Source organism: Pedobacter nyackensis, from assembly GCF_900176505.1.
GTDB lineage: Bacteria > Bacteroidota > Bacteroidia > Sphingobacteriales > Sphingobacteriaceae > Pedobacter > Pedobacter nyackensis.
Window position 1 is genome coordinate 216597 of record NZ_FWYB01000006.1, and the last position, 20375, is coordinate 236971.

A 20375-nucleotide genomic window follows, 5' to 3' on the forward strand; every position below is an offset into this window, starting at 1 on the left:
ATTCATGGAACGTAAAGAAGATATCCTGGTGAGCATATGCTGCATCACTTATAACCACGAGAAATATATTGCCCAAAATATTGAAAGTTACTTGATGCAGGAAACCAATTTTAAATTCGAAATTATTATTGGCGAAGACTGCTCAACCGACAATACGCTGAAAATATTAGAAGCCTATCAGCGCATGTATCCTGAACTCATTACTTTGATTACCTCTGAAGAAAATGTAGGCAGCATAAAAAATCATGCACGCTCCATGGCACAGTGTAAGGGCAAATACATTGCAATGTGTGATGGTGACGACTATTGGACTTCTCCTTTAAAATTGCAAAAACAAGTAGATTTCCTTGAAGCCAATCCTGAATATATTATATGTTGCAATTACAGCCAGGTTATAAACGAAAATGAGGAAACTGTTTACGTGCACCCTTCGCCGGTTGGTCTTGAATTTACGTATGAAGATTTGCTTTATGACAGAAAGGATGAAACCAGGATCTGTTCATTAATGATCAGAAACTGTAAACAAGTCATTGACATCGGATCAGAAGATTGGTACCATCGTACGCATGCAGCTGATCGCATGTTCAAACTGTATGTAGTTAGTAACGGAAAGAAAATTTATGTGATTCCAGAGGTTATGAGTTGCTACAGAATTCATACCGGTGGAGTATGGAGCATGATAGATACAAACTTGAGAAAATCAAAAAGGTTAAGCGATTTCAATCTGATCATTAAGCACTTCAAATACACTTCACTTCAAAAGAGGACTTTGTTAAAAATCTACCTTAAACAATACCTCATTTTTGAAATACGGCAGCTCAAATTTAATCATGCAATTCAAACAATATCTGCATTATGGTAGCTCGTAAAGGTCAAAGCTTATTCTTTATCATCAACTCACTTAATGGCGGGGGCGCAGAGCGGGTGATTTCCAATTTATGCAATTATTTTAGCAGCCACCACTTTGATGTAAGCATTATTTGCCTGAACCAAACTAACCCTGCTTACTTTCTGGCACCGGAAATAAAGGTTTATACCTTAGTTGATGTTAAACGTAAATCCAGCTTCCTGTTCAGAATATGGTATAGCCTTGTAACCTTCTTTAAACTGTTTACTTTATTAGTAAGACACAGACCGAAAATGGTTATATCCTTCATGGCTTCTGCTAATTTATGGGCTGGCATTACCTGTAACCTCCTAGCCGTACCTTATATTGTATCAGAACGGATTACACCCGATGTTACGGTAAATAAGTTTAATATTTTATTGCGTTGGTTGTCCTTTCACATCTATAATAAGGCAAAAGTAATTGTTGTTCCGTCGAAGGGCATGATTCCTTGCTTCAGGAAAAACAAATCTTTTAGAAAACTGAAAAATTTTGAGGTCATCAATAACCCCATCAATCAATTTAAATCGTCGGTAGCAAGGGGTGTACATAAAAGAAAATTCATTCTTGCCGTAGGCAGACTAGATGATCAAAAAGGGTTTGACTTGCTCATTACAGCTTTTAAGGGTGTAAAACAGGAGGACATTGATCTATTGATATCAGGTGAAGGTGATGAACGTAAAAAACTTGAAGATCAGATAAAGGAATTGAACCTGGAGCACAGGGTAAAACTGATTGGTTTTAAAGCAAACTTACAAGACTATTATAAACAGGCACAGCTATTTGTGCTCTCTTCGAGAAATGAAGGTTACCCGAATGTGTTGGTTGAAGCGATGAGTTTGGGTTGTGCCTGTGTAGCTACCGATTGTGATTTTGGACCATCGGATATTATTGAACATGAAATGAATGGACTTCTTGTTAAGGTGAATAGTCCTACTGACCTCACCGAAGCTATGAACCGGGCACTGGAAGATTCGGCCCTTAAATCCAGAATAGCGAACAATGCTAAGCTGATTAACAATACCAATTCTGCAGAAAACACTTCAGCAAAGTGGGAAAAATTAGTCCTGCAAAACCTATAAAAATATTCCGGCTCAGGATACCCACCCTACCCTACCAGACCCATTGAAAATTGTATTCACTAAAAAACTTAAGATTATGCACCACATCTCATTCTCACCTCCGTTTATTGATCAAAATGTAATTAACGAAGTAATTGATACGCTTAAGTCTGGGTGGATTACATCTGGGCCAAAGGTAAAGGAGTTGGAAGCGGAGGTAATCCGTTTAACAAAATCCAAATCGGCTATCTGCGTGAATTCATGGACCTCAGGCGCACTTATGATGCTGAAATGGTTTGGAATAAAAGAAGGGGATGAAGTTATTATACCCGCATATTCTTACTGTGCTACAGCTTTATGCGTATTGCATTGTGGTGCAACTCCGGTGATGGTGGATATATCCGATGACCTGACTATAGATCCGCAGCGGATTAAAGAGGCGATTACCCCGCGTACAAAAGCAGTAATTGCTGTAGATATAGCTGGTTGGCCATGCGATTATAATGCGATCAAAGCTTTACTTAAAAGCCCTAAAGTGAGAAGCTTATTTGTAGCCGAATCGGAAAAGCAAATAAAACTAGGGCGGATATTGTTGGTATCTGATGCTGCCCATTCAATCGGTGCCAATTATATGGGACATTCGGCAGCAATATGCAGCGACATCACCATATTCTCTTTTCATGCTGTAAAGAACATCACTACTGCTGAGGGTGGCTGCATCTGCTTAAATCTGCCTACTTATTTTAACCATGAAGAAGAATACAACTTCTTAAAGATTTTTTCATTAAATGGACAAAATAAAGATGCTTATACCAAGTCAAAAGGGGGAAACTGGAAATACGACATCCTATGTAAAGGATTAAAGATCAATATGCCGGATATCTGTGCTGCAATTGGCCTTGCGCAGATCAGACAGTATAAAAGATCCTTATTACCTGCACGTAAAACAATTGCGTTAAAGTATTGCGAACATTTAAGCGGCTTTGATTGGTTTATCCCACCAACCTTAAAAGATCATTCCAGAGAGACTTCTTATCACATATTCCCCTTGCGCATAAAAAATATAACTGAAGCACAAAGGGATCAGATTATTGAAGAAATGGTATCCCTCGGAATCATTGTAAATGTACATTTCATACCTATGCCAATGCTAAGCTTTTTCAAAAAAAGCGGGTACAATATCGCAAACTATCCCAATAGCTATAAGCAATATGCATGTGAAATATCATTGCCTATATACCCTAATCTAACAGATGAGGATACCGATTACATCATTGATGCAGTAATTAATGTTGTACAATCTCAGCTGAAAAACACCAAGCTACAAGAACTAGCTGTCATTCAACACCATTAACCGTGAACACTAAACGCATCTTCGACTTACTTGTATCGTCTATTGCGATCTTGCTACTGTTGCCGTTTTTTATACTGGTAGCACTGTTTATCGCATTTGATTCGAAAGGCAATATCATATATGCGCAGAATCGTGTAGGCAGAAATAAGGTAAACTTTAGATTGTTCAAGTTTAGAACAATGTGTACAAATGCGGATAAACAAGGGCTTTTAACCGTAGGAGATCACGATTCAAGAATTACCCGGGCTGGCTATTGGTTACGGAAATATAAAATTGACGAATTACCGCAGCTATTCAATATTTTAAAAGGAGACATGAGTTTTGTTGGCCCACGTCCGGAAGTGAGTAAATATGTAGAATTATATGATGCTACACAACAGCGGGTATTATCGGTAAGACCGGGTATAACGGACTGGGCTTCTATCGAATACATTGACGAAAATGAGCTTTTAGCTTCGGCCAGTGATCCTGAAACGTACTACAAAACCAATATCATTCCTCGTAAGATTACTCAGAATTTAAGGTACATAGATCACAAGAATCTATGGATTGATATGAAGATCATTTTACTGACTTTAAAATGTATCATCCTAAAACACCGCTAGCCTAAATTAAATAGACATCATCATGAAATATTTAGCTTTTGTTTTTCTGGTATTATATATCTATTGCGTAACCTTCGCCATATTTCTTACAGATTTCATCAGGATCCCTGCTCCTATTATGTTTGGTTTGCCGCTCGTATTTATTTTTAAAGCGCAATGGGCTAAACTCCAATACGGTAAAGAGATCGTTTTATTTACATTATCAATTTTCCTTTACTATTACATAGGTTTATCAGACAATAAGGAGTTCTTCTCCAACGCCATCAAAATTGTCATGTGCGCGCTGTTCTTTAGCTATTTTGTGGGTGACAACAAGCAACGTTTTACGCTCACTATTTTTACTTTTTACGCTTTGCTTACCTTCTCAGCATTGCTGATGGTATTTAATACATTTTATCCTGAAAAGATCAACGCACTAAGAACAATGCTCCTGGGCGAGCCGGTTATGCAAAGCCCATCAGGAATAGCGGTTTACCAATTTACTTTTGGTTATCAATTGGCAGCCCTTGTACCCTTTCTGTTCATTTTTACTTTTGCCTTTAAAAAACCATTAATTGTTAAAGCTGCAAGTCTGGTTATTTGCCTGATTTTTATCTACCTGGGCATGCAACGTTCGGTACTGATAGGTTTCACTTTAACCGTTTTCTTGTTTTTATGGTGTTATTATAACTATAGATCGGTATTTATTGTAGCCGTAGCTGTGTTTGCTGCAGTGATGCTTTATACTTATGTGCTAAAAGATAATTTTGATTCCTATAACAACATCATCACCAAGAATGAACGCAATACAGCAGAATATAACAGATCCGCGCTTACAGCAGAGAACCTAAAGATCTACACTCAATATCCATATGGATTGATATTTTATGGGAAAAACTGGAGTGATGTCATTTATAGAAACGAGGTGTTTTCATCAGGTATCACTTCTCACAATGCCTATCTCATGTTTTTCACCTACCTGGGACCTTTTCTAGGTATTGGCCTGCTGATTGGCTTATATTATAAGATTGCGAAAATAGCCTTAGCAACTTTACGCAATGTCCGAAAGAAGGAGAATGCTATGATGATCTGCCTATGTTGTTCATTTTTTGCCGTGTCGATAAACTCATTGTCACATAATTCATGGCTAGTGAATGCAAATGGGCCTACATTATTCCTTTATTTCAGCATACTTCATCTCCACTATCTACTCCAGAAGAGCGCAGAACCTGAATACAAATCAATGCCTGACAGTAAATCTTCAATAAGAGAAACAGCTATTTATTAGTTATAAAACTTCAATATTTTGGAAAAGGAAATTATCAAAGACGTTATAGAATGGGATATAGCGAATTGGTCAAGGGCCATTTGTTACTGGCATAAAAATGTCACTATAACCCACAAGAAACACCAGTGTCTGGAATTGGGTGCTACCCGTGGAGGCCTGTCTTTATGGCTCGCTATACATGGAAATCAGGTACTCTGTACCGACCTTAAGAACCCCGAAAAATGGGCCAGCGGTTTACATCAAAAATACAATTGCCAGAACATTACCTACGCGGCTTTAGATGCAACTGATATTCCATACGACCAGCAGTTTGACATTATTGTATTCAAATCCATACTGGGAGGCATTAGTCAAGACAACAGAAATGAATACAAGGCAAAGACCATAAATGAAATCCATAAAGCATTAAAACCAGGCGGCATGCTACTCTTCGCAGAAAACCTGGCTTCCACGCGTCTGCATCGTATTCTTCGGAGAAAATACGGCACACCAAAGTGGAATTACCTGGAGATGCATGAAGTGGATGAAATTTTCAGCTCTTTTAAATCCCTAAAGTACACGACAACTGGTTTTTTTGGCTGCTTTGGAAGGACAGAAAAGCAAAAAAACATTTTAGGCAAAATTGATGGCTTACTGGAGTTCCTCATACCTAAAGGAAAGAGATACATTCTGAGCGGTATCGCAATTAAGTAAACACGTATATCTGAATACAAGAAATATCACTATGCAAAGGACAAAAATAATACACATTATTGGCTCATTAACTAAAGGTGGAGCGGAACGTTTTGTTGTTGATTTATGTAATGAGCTGGCAAAAGAAGATAGGAATGAAGTATACCTGGTTTCTATTTGCAAAGATAATCCGAAAGATAATTTTATTAACGACATCCATTCTGATGTGCAGTTTATATCCTTTAACAAGGAAAGAGGCTTTAGCTTTAGTGTATTTTTAAAACTTACCAGATGGCTAAAAAATGAACGGCCTGATATTGTACACTCTCATTTGAATGGCTTTGAATACCTTACCTTATACTTGTTGCAAACCAGCAATACACGCTTTTTTCATACCATTCATAGCAATGCCGAATTTGAATGCCCTAATTACATTATAAAAACCTTTCGTAAAATCTTCTTTAGAACAAACAAAGTATGCCCTATCACGATATCTGAGGACGGCAGTAAAACATTCAGATCATACTACCACCTTAGCAACGACATTTTAATCGAAAATGGTCGTCCCGATATTCTGCCAACTATTGAATACAATCACCTGGTGAAAAAATACAGAAGTAATACAGATTCCTTCCTCTTGTTACATGTTGGTAGTATTACAGCCCCAAAAAATCAGGAACTCCTGATCAAAGCAGTATTAGAGTTCAATGCCAGGGAAGAAAAAAAATGCAAATTATTGATTATTGGGGAAATAAAGGATACCATCATTTATGAGCGTTTAATTCAAATTGTTAACAACAATGATTACATAGAATTTTTAGGAGGCAAACAAAATGTTGTCGACTATCTGAATATCGCTGATGCCTTTTGTCTTTCGAGTTCCTTTGAAGGAATGCCTATCTCGCTAATCGAAGCACTATCCGTTGGATGCATACCGATTTGCACACCGGTTGGTGGTATCACTCAAATGATCAGTCATGGTAAAACCGGTTTTTTAAGTAAAGATGGTTCTGTGCAAAATTATTACGAAGCTATAAAAGAAGCGCTCTATTTTAATGATCCTGAAAGTATAAAATTGAACAGCATGCTGAGTTTTAAATCAAAGTATACGATAAAAAGATCAGCAAGAAATTATTCCGACACCTATTTAAATATGTTGGCTACTGAAAGAACAGTAGTAGCAGCAATCAGATAAATCTAAGACCTAAACTTCAATTAAGATGATCAAATTCACTGATGACGAGCTAAAAGTCGTAAAGAAAATCGAGCAATTAAAAGATGAAGCCGGCTCCCATGCCCCAAGCTTTTTTACATTCAAACAGAAGCTCCCTGAAATAGACATAAAGGTTGACGCTTGCTTTCTGTCTAACCCCTATGCTACAGATCTCTTTATTGAATACTTTAACAAGGAAATTCTGCATACAGGAAATATCAGAGATCTGTTGCAAAGCTATCCTTCACAAAATGGGGTAATTGCAGAAATTCTGGCTGATTTTTTAAAAATTGATTCTAAGCGAATCTTTATAGGTAATGGGGCAATTGAAATCATTCAGGCTGTCATTCATAATTTCACCAAAGAAAAGATCATTATTACTATCCCTACGTTTTCTTCCTATTATGAATATGTGAAAGATGGTATTGAGGTGGTATATTATAATCTGGCTAAAGAAAATGACTATAATCTGGATGCGGATCAATATATAACATTTGTTAAACAACACAGACCTGACACGATTGTATTGATCAACCCTAATAATCCTAATGGCGGCTATACAAAAATTGCCGATGTTCAACGGATTATAGAAGAGCTTTCTTTCGTTAAAAACATCATCATCGATGAGAGCTTTATTCACTTCGCTTATGAAAGTGAGTCCTATCAACTCGTATCCTTGTCGCACTTGGTTGAGCAGCATCCCAACCTGATCGTATTAAAAAGCATGTCGAAAGATTTTGGAATTGCCGGTATCCGTGCAGGATATGGCGTAATGAGAAAAGAATATGTAGACACTTTATTAAAGAATGGTTATTTATGGAATTCAAATGGATTAGCTGAATATTTTTTTCGGTTGTATACCAGAACAGATTTTGCTTATAAATATGATAAGGTAAGGATTAACTACATCATTGAGACTTTGGAGTTTATCCATGAATTGCAGCAGATTCCTATGATTAAAGTATATCCAAGCATGGCCAACTTCGTACTCATTGAATTGGCTGATGGGATTCAGTCTACCGATTTTGTATCTAAACTACTGATCAGCTATGGCATTTATGTGAGGACTTGTGATGATAAAATCGGGTTGAAAGGACAATACATCAGGTTAGCTTCCCGCTCTAAAGAGGAAAACGACTATATCATTAAGAGTTTAAAAGATTGTGTTAATACACAAATGAAATTAGCCATAGCTAATGAAACAGTTCATTAAGCGCATTGTATTCAATGTCTGCAACCTTTATTTTGACCTTAGATTTAAAAGATTTTTAAAGACTGTTGACTCAAAAAGCAACGTATATATTATTGATATAGACAATACACTTGCACATACCTGGCCTTCTTTACAACATAAAGCTTACCAAAGCGATAACAAACGCTACCGGTCGCTGGCAATTTTTATTGGGATGCGAAACTTCATCCTCAACAAAATCAAAAAGCAGCAAAAGGTGGTATTCATTTCAGCCAGGAGTTTTTTGAGCTACCCAGCTACAAGGAACTGGCTTTTTGAAACAGGCTTATCCGGTCCCGGAATTCAACTGGTTCTGGTAGCCAGGCCAGATGATAAACTCAAATACATCAACACCATTTTAAACAGTGGGCATGGTGTTACTTATATAGATGATCTAAGTTATAATCACGAAAACGGTGAAATGAAGCTGTACAGCGATTTGATCCGCCAGGTAAGGGAATTACCGATTCAATATTATGGTATCGATGAAATAGAACTTATAAACTCAAAGCCATGAATATATTTACCGTAGTACTAAAACGGCTCACAAGGATCGGAAAAATTCTGTCGAGCATAAACTGGGTTACTTTTTTGAGGTTATATCATTCAGACGCCCAGATTATCATGTGGATACCCAACACTTCCCTTAAATATTTTGGAACTGATGCTTTTTTATGGGATATGGCTACCCTGTCCAGTCTTGTACTTGAGCGTAAAGCCTTCAAAATAGTCTATGGAAAAGGAATCGGTAAATACCACAATAAAAAAATATTCTATACGATCAGTCACCATTATAATGTTTATAAGTTTGATGACTCGACTACGGTTCTGGTATATATAGCCAAGCAGTTAGAACTCCAGGGAAATACGGTGTTTCCAAAATCCCAGGAAACTATTTTCTGGGAAAACAAAGCCCATATGCATGAAGCCTTTGACCATGCAAAGGTTAATATCCCCCGCACAAAAATATACAAATCGTATGAAGCCTTACTAAACTCCTACCTGTCCTATCCGTTTCTGGTTAAAGCTGAACATTCATGTGCTTCTGAAGGAGTTTATAAAATCAATAGCTTTAAAGAGTTGAATCACCTGATGCAGGAAGAACATTTCGCCGCTAAGAACAAAAATATCATTGTACAGGAGCTGATCAATATGCGTAAAGACTTAAGGGTAATTCTGTCGAGGGATGAAATTTTACTTTACTATTGGCGAATTAACCCTGATAAAGAATGGAAACCGACATCAACAAGTTATGGCAGCCAGGTTGATTTTGATTACTTCCCTGAGCAATGGCGTGAACATATACTCAAAACTTTTAAATCTTTAAACCTCACCACCGGTGCTTTTGACATTACCTGGCAAAATGATGACCTGAGTACTGAACCCATTTACCTGGAGGTAAGTCCTTATTACCAACCCAATCCGAAGATGGACACCCATGGCAAATCCTATGCATTTTATAAACAGCACTTTACTCCTTTTCATTGCTGGGATGTGAAATATGTAGATATCGTTTTTGAGATCAAACACAAGCAGGTACAAGCTTATCTGGCTAATTAATTACAATATATTATGGCTATGAATAAACGCGTGATCCTTATGACACCTTCTATGTGTAAAGGAGGAGCTGAAACACAATTATTGAAGGTTGCACTTTACCTGAAATCCAAACAGTACGACGTGATGCTTATTTCACTCAAACCCATTAATGAGTTTGAAATCGACTTAGAGGAACAAGGGTTAAGTGTAGTCTTCTTAAAAAATTGGTTCGGCCATGCCTTTTCTAACTGCGTGACGTTATACAAAACCGTTAAGGCCTTTAAGCCGGATGTTGTACTGGCATTCATGTTTATTGCCATCATATTTGCCCGTTTATTAAAGCTGAGATTTCATTTTAAATTAATCTCAACCATAAGAATATCAGTAATTAATAAAAAATGGTACATCCCTTTTAAGATGACCTCTGGGTTGGATGATATGGTAGTTTACAATTCCAATGCTTCAAAAGCAAATTTTGAACGTTGGAATCTGGTGAGAAAAGAAGGTATAGTGATCAATAACGCCATTTCAATTCCGGTATTAAACGGTATGTCCCCTAATGTGAATTATACACAAACATTCAATTGGGTTTGTGTTGGTCATTTCAAGTATAACAAAGATTACCCAACGTTATTTAAAGCAATAGCTTTACTTAAAGACAAAATATTCCAGGTAAACATCGTTGGTAAATTGAACAATGAGGTTTGGCCTTATAAAATGATCGAAGATCTGGGGATTCAAAATCATGTAAACATCCTTGGGTTTAAACAAAACACGTCTGACTATATTACAAATGCAGAAGCTTTTATTCTCTCCTCCTATTCAGAAGGCATGCCTAACGCTGTGCTTGAAGCTATGGCACATGCAAAACCAATAGTAGTTACCGCTATTGATGTAAATAAGGAACTGGTTGATGCCGCCCATTGCGGCTTCCTTACAGAAAAGGAAAATGAAAAGCACCTTGCAGGTAAAATGCTGGAGATGATGAATATGACTGCTACACAGCGGAAGGTCTTCGGTCAAAACGGAAAAACTTATATCCAATCGAATTTCAGCGATAAAAGTGTTATGGATAGTTGGATGCAGTTGATCAATCAATTCGCTAGTTAAGAAACTAAAGAACCCCAAAGCATATGTGTGGAATATTTGGAACAATAAATTACTACCTTCCTTTAGATCAACAACAGATCTTTAAAGGTTTGCAGCACCGTGGGCCGGATGATCAGGATGTCGAAATCATTGACAACCTGGCCTTGTACCATACCCGTCTTTCTATTCAGGATCTTACCGCTTTAGGTAAACAGCCCATGGAATACAATGGACTAATCATTGTATTTAATGGTGAGATCTATAACCATATGGAACTAAGGGAGAAATATGGTCTTGAGGCGTCATCAACCTCGGATACAAAAACCATCCTCATGATGTTTGAACTGATGGGAATGAAGATGCTGGAAGAATTTGATGGTATGTTTGCATTTGCATTGTATGATTTAAGAAACCGTTTATTATACCTTGCGAGAGACCGGTCGGGGAAAAAACCATTATTTGTTTACCGGAAAGAGGGGACTTATATATTCTCATCAGAGCTAAATACTTTATATCAAGTTGCCAAACCCGAAATCGACTATTCGGCATTATCTGATTACCTATACCTGGGTTATCATTATAGAAAATCGACGCCCTATTTATCGGTGTCAGAACTCGAAAATGGCCATTATTTGAAAATAGATACACAAAACCTTACCGAGGAGAATATTACCTGGTTTGAAATGGCCGACAATTATAAAACCACATCCAAATTAACCCATCAGGAATCTGTAGATCAGCTGGACACACTTTTGCAATTAGCCGTCAATAGAAGGATTGATAGTTCGGCACTTGATGTAAGTTCCTTTTTAAGCAGCGGGATCAATAGCGGTTTAATAACCGCTATTGCAGCCCGACATTCAGCAAAACTGAAAACCTTTACTTTCAGAGCCCGGGGTAGCTATGATGAATCTGTACAGGCAGAAAAAGTAGCGAAAAGATATAACACCAATCATACGCTATTAGAGATTGACTTCTCAAACCTGCAAAATGATATTGAAAAAATAATAGGTAATCAGGGAGAGCCTAATTGCGACAGCTCAGCAATACCTAGTTATTATGTGGCTAAGGAAACTAAAAAACATACGGCGGTTGTATTAAATGGAGATGGAGCTGATGAATTATTTGGTGGATACAGACGTTATGTTCCTTTCAAACATGTAGACTTCTTTCATCCCAACAACCTGACAAAGGTTAGCGCCAAAATTTTAGCCGACATACTTCCAATCGCAAATGAGAAACAGAGCTACTATACTTATTTATACCGGTTATTGAAATTCTCGAGCTACACAGATGTGCTTAAGATCTATTGTTCAGCCTCATCTGATTTATTTGTCGGTTTTGAAGATCAATTTTTGAAAAGACCATTAATGAGAGAGATCTCCACAGATCTGATATCTGTAAATAAACTGCCTCTATCCTCTTTGAACAAAATATTACTGATGGACTTTCAATCTATGTTGTTCAGCCGGCTATTACCAAAAACTGATATGGCTGCTATGACGCATTCATTAGAAGGGCGAAGTCCATTTTTATCTAAAGAACTATTAGCATTTGCACCAGCTCTACCAGATAACTATAAAATCAACAATGTAACCACTAAATCTATTTTACGCGATTTAGCTATGAAATATCTTCCTGAGGATTTGATTTACCAACCTAAGCGGGGCTTTGAAGTACCACTAAGCAAGTGGGTAGATACGGATTTAAAGGAGGTGATTGAAGATTATCTACTTAGCCCAAACGCTTTATATCCTGGTATCATCAAGCGAAGTTTTATTGAAGATCTTATCGCTAAGAAAGTAAAGGTGGCTGATGAAAGAAGAGCTAAGATACTTTATTGTGTATTCGGTATGGAGGTATGGTATAAGAACCTATCAAAGATAAAGGCTCCTGAAATTCCTTACAGCCTCGAAAATTCTCTGAATAACTAACCCCCTTAAATATTTTATTATGAGAGTATTGGTTACCGGTAGCGCCGGTTTTATTGGTTTTCATTTAGTAAAATCCCTCTTGGAGCGCGGAGATGAGGTGATTGGCATCGACAACATCAATGATTATTATGATGTTAACCTGAAGTACGCAAGGCTTGCAGAGACTGGCATTTCAAAAAGTAAACTGACTTATGGTCGGCAAATTCACAGCACAAAGCACAATGGATATGTATTTTTGAAGTTGGATCTTACAGATGCGATTGGAATGCATCGTTTATTTGAAACTTACAAATTTGATTGTGTTTGTAACTTAGCGGCGCAGGCTGGTGTGAGATATAGCTTAACCAACCCGGCTGCGTATATAGAATCCAATATCAAAGGTTTTCTTAATGTATTAGAATGTTGCAGATACAATAGCATTAAGCATTTATTATATGCCAGTTCATCAAGCGTTTATGGTTTGAATAAGAAAATGCCCTTTTCAGTGAATGATAACGTAGATCATCCTGTTTCACTTTATGCAGCTTCTAAAAAAAGTAATGAGTTGATGGCTCATGCATACAGTCATCTGTTTAATTTGCCAACAACGGCTTTAAGATTCTTTACTGTTTATGGTCCGTGGGGCAGACCAGACATGGCATTGTATTCATTTACAAAAGCTATTATTGACGGAGAACCGATAAACATCTTTAATAATGGCAAGATGAAACGGGACTTTACTTATATTGATGATATTATAGCGGGTATTATTACAACATTAGACATACCGGCTCAAAGCAATTTATTGTGGGATGGTGATGCGCCAGACCCTGCAAGTTCATCAGCTCCCTACAGCGTATTTAATATTGGAAGAGGTGAACCGCTAAATCTTATGGATTTTATTGTAGAAATAGAAAGGAATGTTGGAAAGCATGCCAAACGCAATTATCTACCTATGCAAAATGGTGATGTGTTGGAAACCTGGGCAGATGCTGGCGACCTGATTACCCATTCAGGCACTAAGAAATTTGTATCTGTAAAGGACGGTGTAAAGGAATTTGTGAAATGGTATGTTAATTTTTATAAAAAAGATGGTTCAAAAGCTAGAAATAAACACCAACACGTGCTATAATTTCAATCAAAGTGCCTGATTATGAACTATTTTCAAAAAAAAATCATTTTTTTTTAAAAAAAAATTAAACCGAAAATAGATTACGATTTAGCATAATTCACCTGAATATGTTCGTGAGTTGGTAACATCGAACGAGATTTATTTTAATAATTATATAAATAAACACACAACTTATTAAATGATAAAAATACATGTCGTAACTCTTATCTATATATACTAAAAATCAGCGACTTCCCATAGTAATATTTTTGTTATTCCTGTAATTTTTTCGATACAATTTTTGAATAAGCTTCCCGTTCTAGGAGGTATATTTTAAAAAACATATGGAAAAAATTAAAAAATCATCACTATCAACCTTAAAAATGTTTACATTATTAATGATTGCAGTAGTAACTTTTAGTCAATGTAAAAAAAGTAATGACGCCGATTATGAGAACAGTTTAAATGGAGATCTTGAAGATACCAGTAGTGCTATAGCAGCTATATCTCCGGATAAAACTGGTTCAGGTACTATTGATTTTTCTAGGGTTTCTCCAGACGGAGGCTTCTCTTATCAGATTAAAAGTGCACCACTACTATTAGGTGACAGTCCTGAACAACCTAAAATCTCAAAAATGCGTATTTTTGAAGATGGTAAAGAGCTAGGTCCTGCCCACACCAATCATCAGGAAATTAGAAATTTAGGTAAAGGAAGATTTAGTCATTGGCTAACATCTTTATACATCTCGGCGTCGGATAACACTGACCCGCGTACAAACGGAAGAAAATATACCTATTCATATGGTATAGATGCGCCAACGGTTACTCCTCCAACAACTGAAGTACCTCCTACCACCACTCCTCCAACAACAACGGATGGTATAATAGGTTATGCTATGGTTGGTGGATCTACAACAGGTGGTAAAGGTGGAAGCACAGTTACTGTAACTTCACTTTCAGCCCTAAAAACTGCAATTTCTGGAAGCACAGCTTCGATTGTACAGGTTTCAGGCAGGATCACAGGAACAGGATACCTAATGGTAGGTTCGAACAAAACAATCATTGGTTTGAGCGGTTCATCACTTGAAGGTGTAGCTTTAACAGTTAGTGGACAAAGCAATGTTATTATCAAAAACATGACAATTAGAAATGTAGTTGGGTATTCTAACATCACCATCACTGAAGGTGCACACCATGTTTGGGTAGATCATTGTACATTATCGTCTGACCGTACCAAAGGTTGGGATTACTATGATGGCTTATTGGACGTAGGTAGAAAAGCTAATTATGTTACCTTATCATGGAACAAATTACATGACAACCATATTCCATTGCTGATTGGTTTTGGTGATACAAGTACAATTGATGCACAGTATCTTAACGTAACAGTTTACAAAAACTACTTCTACAACGTTTCAGAAAGACAACCTAGTGTAAGATTCGGACATGTTCACGTATTCAATAACTACTTCAAAGCTAGTAGCGGATATTCAATCGCTTCAAGAATGGGTGCTGTTGTTCGTACGGATAACAATTACTTTGAGAGTGCAAATGCACCAATCAGAACTGATGTTGGTCCAACACCAGGTTACATTAGTGGTGCAGCTACGAACTATTACAAAAATTCAGGTCAGAACGTAATTACTACTTCGGCATCTAGCTGGGTTCCGACTTATGAATACAAAAGTCAGTTAATTGCGGCTACAGATGTTGCTACTGTAGTTGCGAATGGTGCAGGTGCAAAATAAGCCCTGATCAACCATTATATTTTATAACCTCCGACTGTATAAATCTATACGGCCAGAGAAATTAATCAAACACTTAAGCTACCTCAATGAGGTAGCTTAAGTGTTTTACATCCTTTTTTAATTTATTATTTTGATATGGAAATTAATAGGAAAAAGGTACTTCTGGTATGCGACTCATCGGGTACGCTACTTGATTTTCGGGGAAAACTGATTGAGGACCTCCTGGTCCATAACGACGTTTACGTTTTCAGTCCCAAAATTACCCAACCAGAGATCAAAGAGCGTTTGATCAAAATGGGTGTCAGGGTTTATGAAAATGATTTGCATTCCAGCAACGTATCCATCCTATCTGATCTTAAATATATCAAAGATCTGTTCCGCATTATAAAACTTATCAAACCTGATATTTTCTTCCCTTATGCTTTTAAACCTGTAATCTACGGTTCACTGGTTGCCAATTTCTGCGGGATAAAAAGGATCACTCCTATGCTCACTGGTTTGGGCTACAATTTCAGTAACGATTCAGGCAAAAATGGCCTGGTTAGCAAGATCACTAAAATCTTATTAAAACTTAGCTTAAGGCCAAACCGCAGGTTCCGCGTCATATTTCAGAACTATGATGACTGTGAGAAGCTGATTAGTACTGGCATCATTAACAAAAAGCATCAATGTTACGTGGTAAATGGCTCAGGTGTAGATCTAAGTCATTATGATTATACAGAGCCGCAGGTGGAGCATTTGAGCTTCCTGATGATCTCAAGGCTCATTAATGCGAAAGGAATTAACGAATATTTTGAAGCCGCCCGGCTGATCCGGCAAAAGTTTCCAGAAACTACTTTTAAACTGATCGGATCTTTTGACGACAACATCGACGCCATAGATCAGAACCTATACGAAAAAATCTGCTCCGGAGAAATCATAGAATATTTAGGTCCTGTGACCGATGTCAGGCCATACATTAAAGATTCATCCATAGTAGTACTCCCATCCTATTACGGTGAAGGCGTTCCAAGATGTATACTTGAGGGAATGGCTATGGGGAGAGCAATTATCACCAGTAACTCTGTAGGTTGTAAAGAGACCATTAATGCGGCTTCTACTGAGTTAAATGGTTTTTTAGTTCCTGTAAAGAATGCCCCGGCACTGGCATCAAGAATGGAATATTTTATAAAGAATACCAAAGACATCATCAGTTTTGGAATAAACGGAAGAAAGTTTGCAAAGGAAAAATTTGATGTAAATCTTATTAATTCTCAAATGCTTCATATTATACAGGGAGCATAACCAATATAAGGCTTAAACTCGACCCAATATGACTTACCGGCTAATTACCATCCAACAGAAAAAGGAATGGATGAGGTATGTAGCAGAATCGCTTAATCACGATTTCTATCACACTTGGCATTATCATTCATTAGTAGACAACGGAGACCCATTTCTTTTTGTCTATCAGGAGGACAACATATTTATTGCTCTACCCCTACTCAAACGAAGAATTGAAAACTCAGATTTGTTTGATTTAACATCAGCGTACGGATATACCGGACCTATCTCCAATCTGGATTTTGACAGCATGAGCGACCCTATAATTGATAACTTCAGGGCTTCATTTCTGAGCTTTATGCACGAAGGACAGAATGTTTGTGTGTTTTCAAGGCTTAATCCTTTCATTAATCAAAAGCGGCTACTGGAAAGGATTGGTGGAATTTACGAAAATGGACAGACTGTTTATATTGATTTAACTGAACCAATAGAAGTCCAAAGATCTAAATATGAAAAAAGACTGGCTAGAAAAATAAGGGCGTTAAGAACGAAGAATTTCAAGATTAAAGAGGCCGATTCTCCAGAAGACATAAGAGCTTTTACTGTAATGTATACAGAAAATATGTTGCGCAACGGAGCCTCAGAAAGGTACTTATACAACGAAGATTACTTTAGCCAGTTACTTAGGGCACCCGATTCCAATTGCAAGCTGGTTATGGTTTATGATAACGACCAGGCTATATGCGGAAATATAGTAATGTTTGCCGGAAGTATCATCAGGAACCACTTGTCGGCCACAGCCACTTCTCATGTCCATGAATCGCCAAGTAAGCTAATCATAGATGAGATCAGTCTCCTGGGTAGAGCATTGGGCATAAGTTATTATCATCTGGGAGGTGGATTGGGTGGTAGATCAGATTCATTGTTTCAATTCAAAGCTGCCTTTTCAAATTTAATCTTAGAGGATAGGACCTGGCGTTTTGTTGCAGACACAGCTTCTTATGAAGAGCTGGTAAACACAAGAGCAGTTAATAAAAGTGCCGGATTCTTCCCGGTTTACAGAAGTACATTTTAAGAAATATTTAAAATCTTCATACAGTGGAAAATATATTTGATTATCATCAGGCCAATTTAAAAGATTTTGATGAGGCCTTCAGCAAATATGGCTGGTTAGTATATGAAAATGCTTTGTCGGACGAATTTGTCGAGGAAATTAATAATTCCCTTGAGGATGCCTACCTCCTGCGAAGGCAAATTCAGAAGGAAAATGGGATTGATCTCGATATGGCGGGAACACTGCATCATTTACTTGAACCGGATAACTTCGGTTTTAAACTTATCGAAAAATTGTACTGCGATGAGCAAATGCGGCATTTTCTTAAAGGCAATTACATTCTGAATGCAATTGGCGGAGTGATCAATGTAAAAGATGCCAGGCCATATGTACAAAATGTGCATCGCGACATCAGAAGTTTTACCGGAGATCTGAAAATGATGATCCAGATGATGATTATACTAGATGATTTCACAGAGGATAATGGGGCAACCTATTTACTTTCCGGATCACACAAAGCAGATATCAGGCCGGATGACTTATCTTTCTATAGTCAGGCAGACCGCGCCCTTGCAAAAAAAGGCAGCATCATATTATTTGATTCGCATTTATGGCATGCTGCGGGCAAAAACTACACCGATAAGCCAAGAAGAGCATTAACACTGAGTTATACCCTGCCGTTTTTTAAACAACAACTTGATTATCCGAGATTCTTAGGGTACGAGTTTGGTGAAACTTTACCAGAGGGCTTAAGACAGGTAATAGGCTATAATGCCAGAGTTCCAGCCAATTTATATGAATACTATCAGCCACCACATCGCAGGATGTACAAACAAGGACAAGGTTAATATTTAGCATCGGACGTTTTTCATTAAAATGCATATGTTATGATTACTGAAGTGAAAACAATTGGGGGGTATATCGAGTTACAACTTCCTCAGGGCAATGAACATTACCCTGCTCTTATTAAATTGAATACAGGCAGGAATGCATTAGAGTACCTCTTAAGGATTAAAAAGTATACTTTGGTACATTTACCCTATTTCACTTGCGAAGTGCTCTTAGAGCCCTTGTGCAGACTTAACATCCCCTATAGATTCTATCATATAGATTCAATGCTTAATCCAATTCTTGATTTTGAACCGGGACCAACTGAATGTCTGGTTTATACCAATTACTTTGGGTTAATGCAGGAAACTGTAAAAAAGTTAAGTGGACAGCTCAACAACCTGATTATAGATAATGCTCAGGCATTTTTTTCTCCTCCTCTGGAGGGTATAGACACTTTTTATTCCTGCAGGAAGTTTTTTGGTGTTCCCGATGGTGCTTATTTACAAGCAAATAGCAACACAAGGTTATCATTAGATCATGATATTTCGATTGGCAGGTTTTCACATCTGATAAAAAGTATAGATCTAAACATTGAAAGTGCCTATCCGGATTACATCAGAAACAATGTGTGCCTGGTTGATAATTCAATAAAAAAAATGTCCTTGTTAACCCAGAAAATCCTGTCAGGCATAGATTACGAAGACTGCGAAAAAATACGAAATGCTAATTTTAAACATTTGCACAAGGCCCTATCCGAAAAAAACGAACTGACCATAGAGGTAACAGATCTGAAAGCCCCAATGGTTTATCCGCTACTGATTAATAATCCAGAGCTTAAACAAAAGCTAATAGATAGAAAGGTTTTTGTTGCCACATACTGGCCAAATGTACTCGACTGGACCACCGAAGATATGTTGGAGCATTACCTATGTAAAAACATAATTCCTTTACCGATTGATCATCGCTACCACATCAGCGACATGGATTATATGATTGACATACTAAAACAATTGTTATGAACTACTCAGTTTACTTAAGGCCGTTAGCTCTGGAAGATGCAGAGACAGCTTATAAATGGCGTAATAACCCTAACATTTGGGTATATACCAAGCATCCTATTAACCAATATGTAACCCTAGAAATAGAGCGCAACTGGATTTCAGAAGTTTCCTCCCGAACAAATGAAAAGAGATTTGCCATTTGTCTGACGACTGACAATCAATACATAGGGAACGTTCAATTAACCAACATTCAAGAATCTAGTGCCACCTATCACATTTTTATTGGCGAAGAATCTTTCTGGGGTAAAGGAATTGCAAAGCTAGCCACCTCTTTAATATTGGAGTATGCTTTTTTTGATATGAAGCTTGACACCATATTCCTTGATGTTCACGTAGAAAACAAAGCTGCCCAGGGCATTTACAAGGAAAAAGGATTTAAAGTTATAAATGACCAGAATGATTTTATTGATATGTCCCTAACAAGAGAAACATTCCTAAAAAACAGAGATCTATCACTACTTAACGTTCATTAAACCC

Annotated in this window: 19 protein-coding genes; all 19 read left to right on the top strand. The window is 37.3% G+C overall.

Annotated elements, in window-relative coordinates; translation table 11 throughout:
- The first annotated feature begins 4 nt into the window (after positions 1–4).
- The 19 genes from B9A18_RS13190 (at position 5) to B9A18_RS13280 (ending at position 20371) form a co-directional block, all read left to right on the top strand.
- Entirely contained in the window at positions 5–862 is an 858-nt protein-coding gene (locus tag B9A18_RS13190; RefSeq protein ID WP_084289785.1) for a glycosyltransferase family 2 protein, read from the top strand.
- Positions 856–1968, top strand: a complete 1113-nt coding sequence (locus tag B9A18_RS13195) for a glycosyltransferase family 4 protein (RefSeq protein ID WP_084289786.1) — start codon at positions 856–858, stop codon at positions 1966–1968. The genes B9A18_RS13190 and B9A18_RS13195 overlap by 7 nt, the downstream gene beginning before the upstream one ends.
- A gap of 76 nt (positions 1969–2044) precedes the next feature.
- Entirely contained in the window at positions 2045–3301 is a 1257-nt protein-coding gene (locus tag B9A18_RS13200) for a DegT/DnrJ/EryC1/StrS family aminotransferase (RefSeq protein ID WP_084289787.1), read from the top strand.
- Between the two features lie 2 nt (positions 3302–3303).
- Positions 3304–3906, top strand: a complete 603-nt coding sequence (locus B9A18_RS13205; protein WP_084289788.1) for a sugar transferase — start codon at positions 3304–3306, stop codon at positions 3904–3906.
- Between the two features lie 22 nt (positions 3907–3928).
- Positions 3929–5173 (top strand): O-antigen ligase family protein, encoded by a 1245-nt coding sequence (locus B9A18_RS13210; protein WP_084289789.1) that lies wholly within the window; start codon positions 3929–3931, stop codon positions 5171–5173.
- A gap of 18 nt (positions 5174–5191) precedes the next feature.
- Positions 5192–5866 (top strand): class I SAM-dependent methyltransferase, encoded by a 675-nt coding sequence (locus tag B9A18_RS13215; RefSeq protein ID WP_159452662.1) that lies wholly within the window; start codon positions 5192–5194, stop codon positions 5864–5866.
- A gap of 31 nt (positions 5867–5897) precedes the next feature.
- Entirely contained in the window at positions 5898–7040 is a 1143-nt protein-coding gene (locus B9A18_RS13220) for a glycosyltransferase (protein ID WP_084289791.1), read from the top strand.
- A 25-nt stretch (positions 7041–7065) separates the two neighbouring features.
- Entirely contained in the window at positions 7066–8271 is a 1206-nt protein-coding gene (locus tag B9A18_RS13225) for a pyridoxal phosphate-dependent aminotransferase (protein ID WP_084289792.1), read from the top strand.
- Positions 8255–8806, top strand: coding sequence for a hypothetical protein (locus B9A18_RS13230; protein ID WP_084289793.1), 552 nt, complete (start codon positions 8255–8257; stop codon positions 8804–8806). The genes B9A18_RS13225 and B9A18_RS13230 overlap by 17 nt, the downstream gene beginning before the upstream one ends.
- Positions 8803–9849: an ATP-grasp domain-containing protein gene (locus B9A18_RS13235; protein ID WP_144009495.1), complete on the top strand. Its 1047-nt coding sequence runs from the start codon at positions 8803–8805 to the stop codon at positions 9847–9849. The genes B9A18_RS13230 and B9A18_RS13235 overlap by 4 nt, the downstream gene beginning before the upstream one ends.
- 12 nt (positions 9850–9861) lie before the next feature.
- On the top strand, positions 9862–10938 hold the full coding sequence (locus B9A18_RS13240) for a glycosyltransferase (RefSeq protein WP_235005317.1): 1077 nt from the start codon (positions 9862–9864) through the stop codon (positions 10936–10938).
- A gap of 23 nt (positions 10939–10961) precedes the next feature.
- Positions 10962–12851 carry an asparagine synthase (glutamine-hydrolyzing) gene (gene asnB / locus B9A18_RS13245; protein ID WP_084289795.1) on the top strand — a complete coding sequence of 630 codons (1890 nt, stop codon included), beginning with the start codon at positions 10962–10964 and terminating at the stop codon, positions 12849–12851.
- A gap of 19 nt (positions 12852–12870) precedes the next feature.
- Positions 12871–13962 (top strand): NAD-dependent epimerase, encoded by a 1092-nt coding sequence (locus tag B9A18_RS13250; protein ID WP_084289796.1) that lies wholly within the window; start codon positions 12871–12873, stop codon positions 13960–13962.
- 323 nt (positions 13963–14285) lie between these two features.
- On the top strand, positions 14286–15689 hold the full coding sequence (locus tag B9A18_RS13255) for a pectate lyase family protein (protein WP_235005318.1): 1404 nt from the start codon (positions 14286–14288) through the stop codon (positions 15687–15689).
- 135 nt (positions 15690–15824) lie between these two features.
- Entirely contained in the window at positions 15825–16973 is a 1149-nt protein-coding gene (locus tag B9A18_RS13260; protein WP_084289797.1) for a glycosyltransferase family 4 protein, read from the top strand.
- 28 nt (positions 16974–17001) lie between these two features.
- Complete coding sequence (locus B9A18_RS13265; RefSeq protein WP_084289798.1) at positions 17002–18027, top strand: GNAT family N-acetyltransferase; 1026 nt, start codon at positions 17002–17004, stop codon at positions 18025–18027.
- A gap of 23 nt (positions 18028–18050) precedes the next feature.
- Entirely contained in the window at positions 18051–18854 is an 804-nt protein-coding gene (locus tag B9A18_RS13270; RefSeq protein WP_084289799.1) for a phytanoyl-CoA dioxygenase family protein, read from the top strand.
- A 39-nt stretch (positions 18855–18893) separates the two neighbouring features.
- On the top strand, positions 18894–19856 hold the full coding sequence (locus B9A18_RS13275; RefSeq protein ID WP_084289800.1) for a hypothetical protein: 963 nt from the start codon (positions 18894–18896) through the stop codon (positions 19854–19856).
- Positions 19853–20371 carry a GNAT family N-acetyltransferase gene (locus B9A18_RS13280; RefSeq protein WP_084289801.1) on the top strand — a complete coding sequence of 173 codons (519 nt, stop codon included), beginning with the start codon at positions 19853–19855 and terminating at the stop codon, positions 20369–20371. The genes B9A18_RS13275 and B9A18_RS13280 overlap by 4 nt, the downstream gene beginning before the upstream one ends.
- Positions 20372–20375: the final 4 nt, after the last annotated feature.

Bases quoted from the DNA above. Each gene is read 5' to 3' on its own strand.
- B9A18_RS13190 (WP_084289785.1), top strand. From the start codon at position 5: ATGGAACGTAAAGAAGATATCCTGGTGAGCATATGCTGCATCACTTAT.
- B9A18_RS13195 (WP_084289786.1), top strand. From the start codon at position 856: ATGGTAGCTCGTAAAGGTCAAAGCTTATTCTTTATCATCAACTCACTT.
- B9A18_RS13200 (WP_084289787.1), top strand. From the start codon at position 2,045: ATGCACCACATCTCATTCTCACCTCCGTTTATTGATCAAAATGTAATT.
- B9A18_RS13210 (WP_084289789.1), top strand. From the start codon at position 3,929: ATGAAATATTTAGCTTTTGTTTTTCTGGTATTATATATCTATTGCGTA.
- B9A18_RS13220 (WP_084289791.1), top strand. From the start codon at position 5,898: ATGCAAAGGACAAAAATAATACACATTATTGGCTCATTAACTAAAGGT.
- B9A18_RS13225 (WP_084289792.1), top strand. From the start codon at position 7,066: ATGATCAAATTCACTGATGACGAGCTAAAAGTCGTAAAGAAAATCGAG.
- B9A18_RS13230 (WP_084289793.1), top strand. From the start codon at position 8,255: ATGAAACAGTTCATTAAGCGCATTGTATTCAATGTCTGCAACCTTTAT.
- B9A18_RS13235 (WP_144009495.1), top strand. From the start codon at position 8,803: ATGAATATATTTACCGTAGTACTAAAACGGCTCACAAGGATCGGAAAA.
- B9A18_RS13240 (WP_235005317.1), top strand. From the start codon at position 9,862: ATGGCTATGAATAAACGCGTGATCCTTATGACACCTTCTATGTGTAAA.
- asnB (WP_084289795.1), top strand. From the start codon at position 10,962: ATGTGTGGAATATTTGGAACAATAAATTACTACCTTCCTTTAGATCAA.
- B9A18_RS13250 (WP_084289796.1), top strand. From the start codon at position 12,871: ATGAGAGTATTGGTTACCGGTAGCGCCGGTTTTATTGGTTTTCATTTA.
- B9A18_RS13255 (WP_235005318.1), top strand. From the start codon at position 14,286: ATGGAAAAAATTAAAAAATCATCACTATCAACCTTAAAAATGTTTACA.
- B9A18_RS13260 (WP_084289797.1), top strand. From the start codon at position 15,825: ATGGAAATTAATAGGAAAAAGGTACTTCTGGTATGCGACTCATCGGGT.
- B9A18_RS13265 (WP_084289798.1), top strand. From the start codon at position 17,002: ATGACTTACCGGCTAATTACCATCCAACAGAAAAAGGAATGGATGAGG.
- B9A18_RS13275 (WP_084289800.1), top strand. From the start codon at position 18,894: ATGATTACTGAAGTGAAAACAATTGGGGGGTATATCGAGTTACAACTT.
- B9A18_RS13280 (WP_084289801.1), top strand. From the start codon at position 19,853: ATGAACTACTCAGTTTACTTAAGGCCGTTAGCTCTGGAAGATGCAGAG.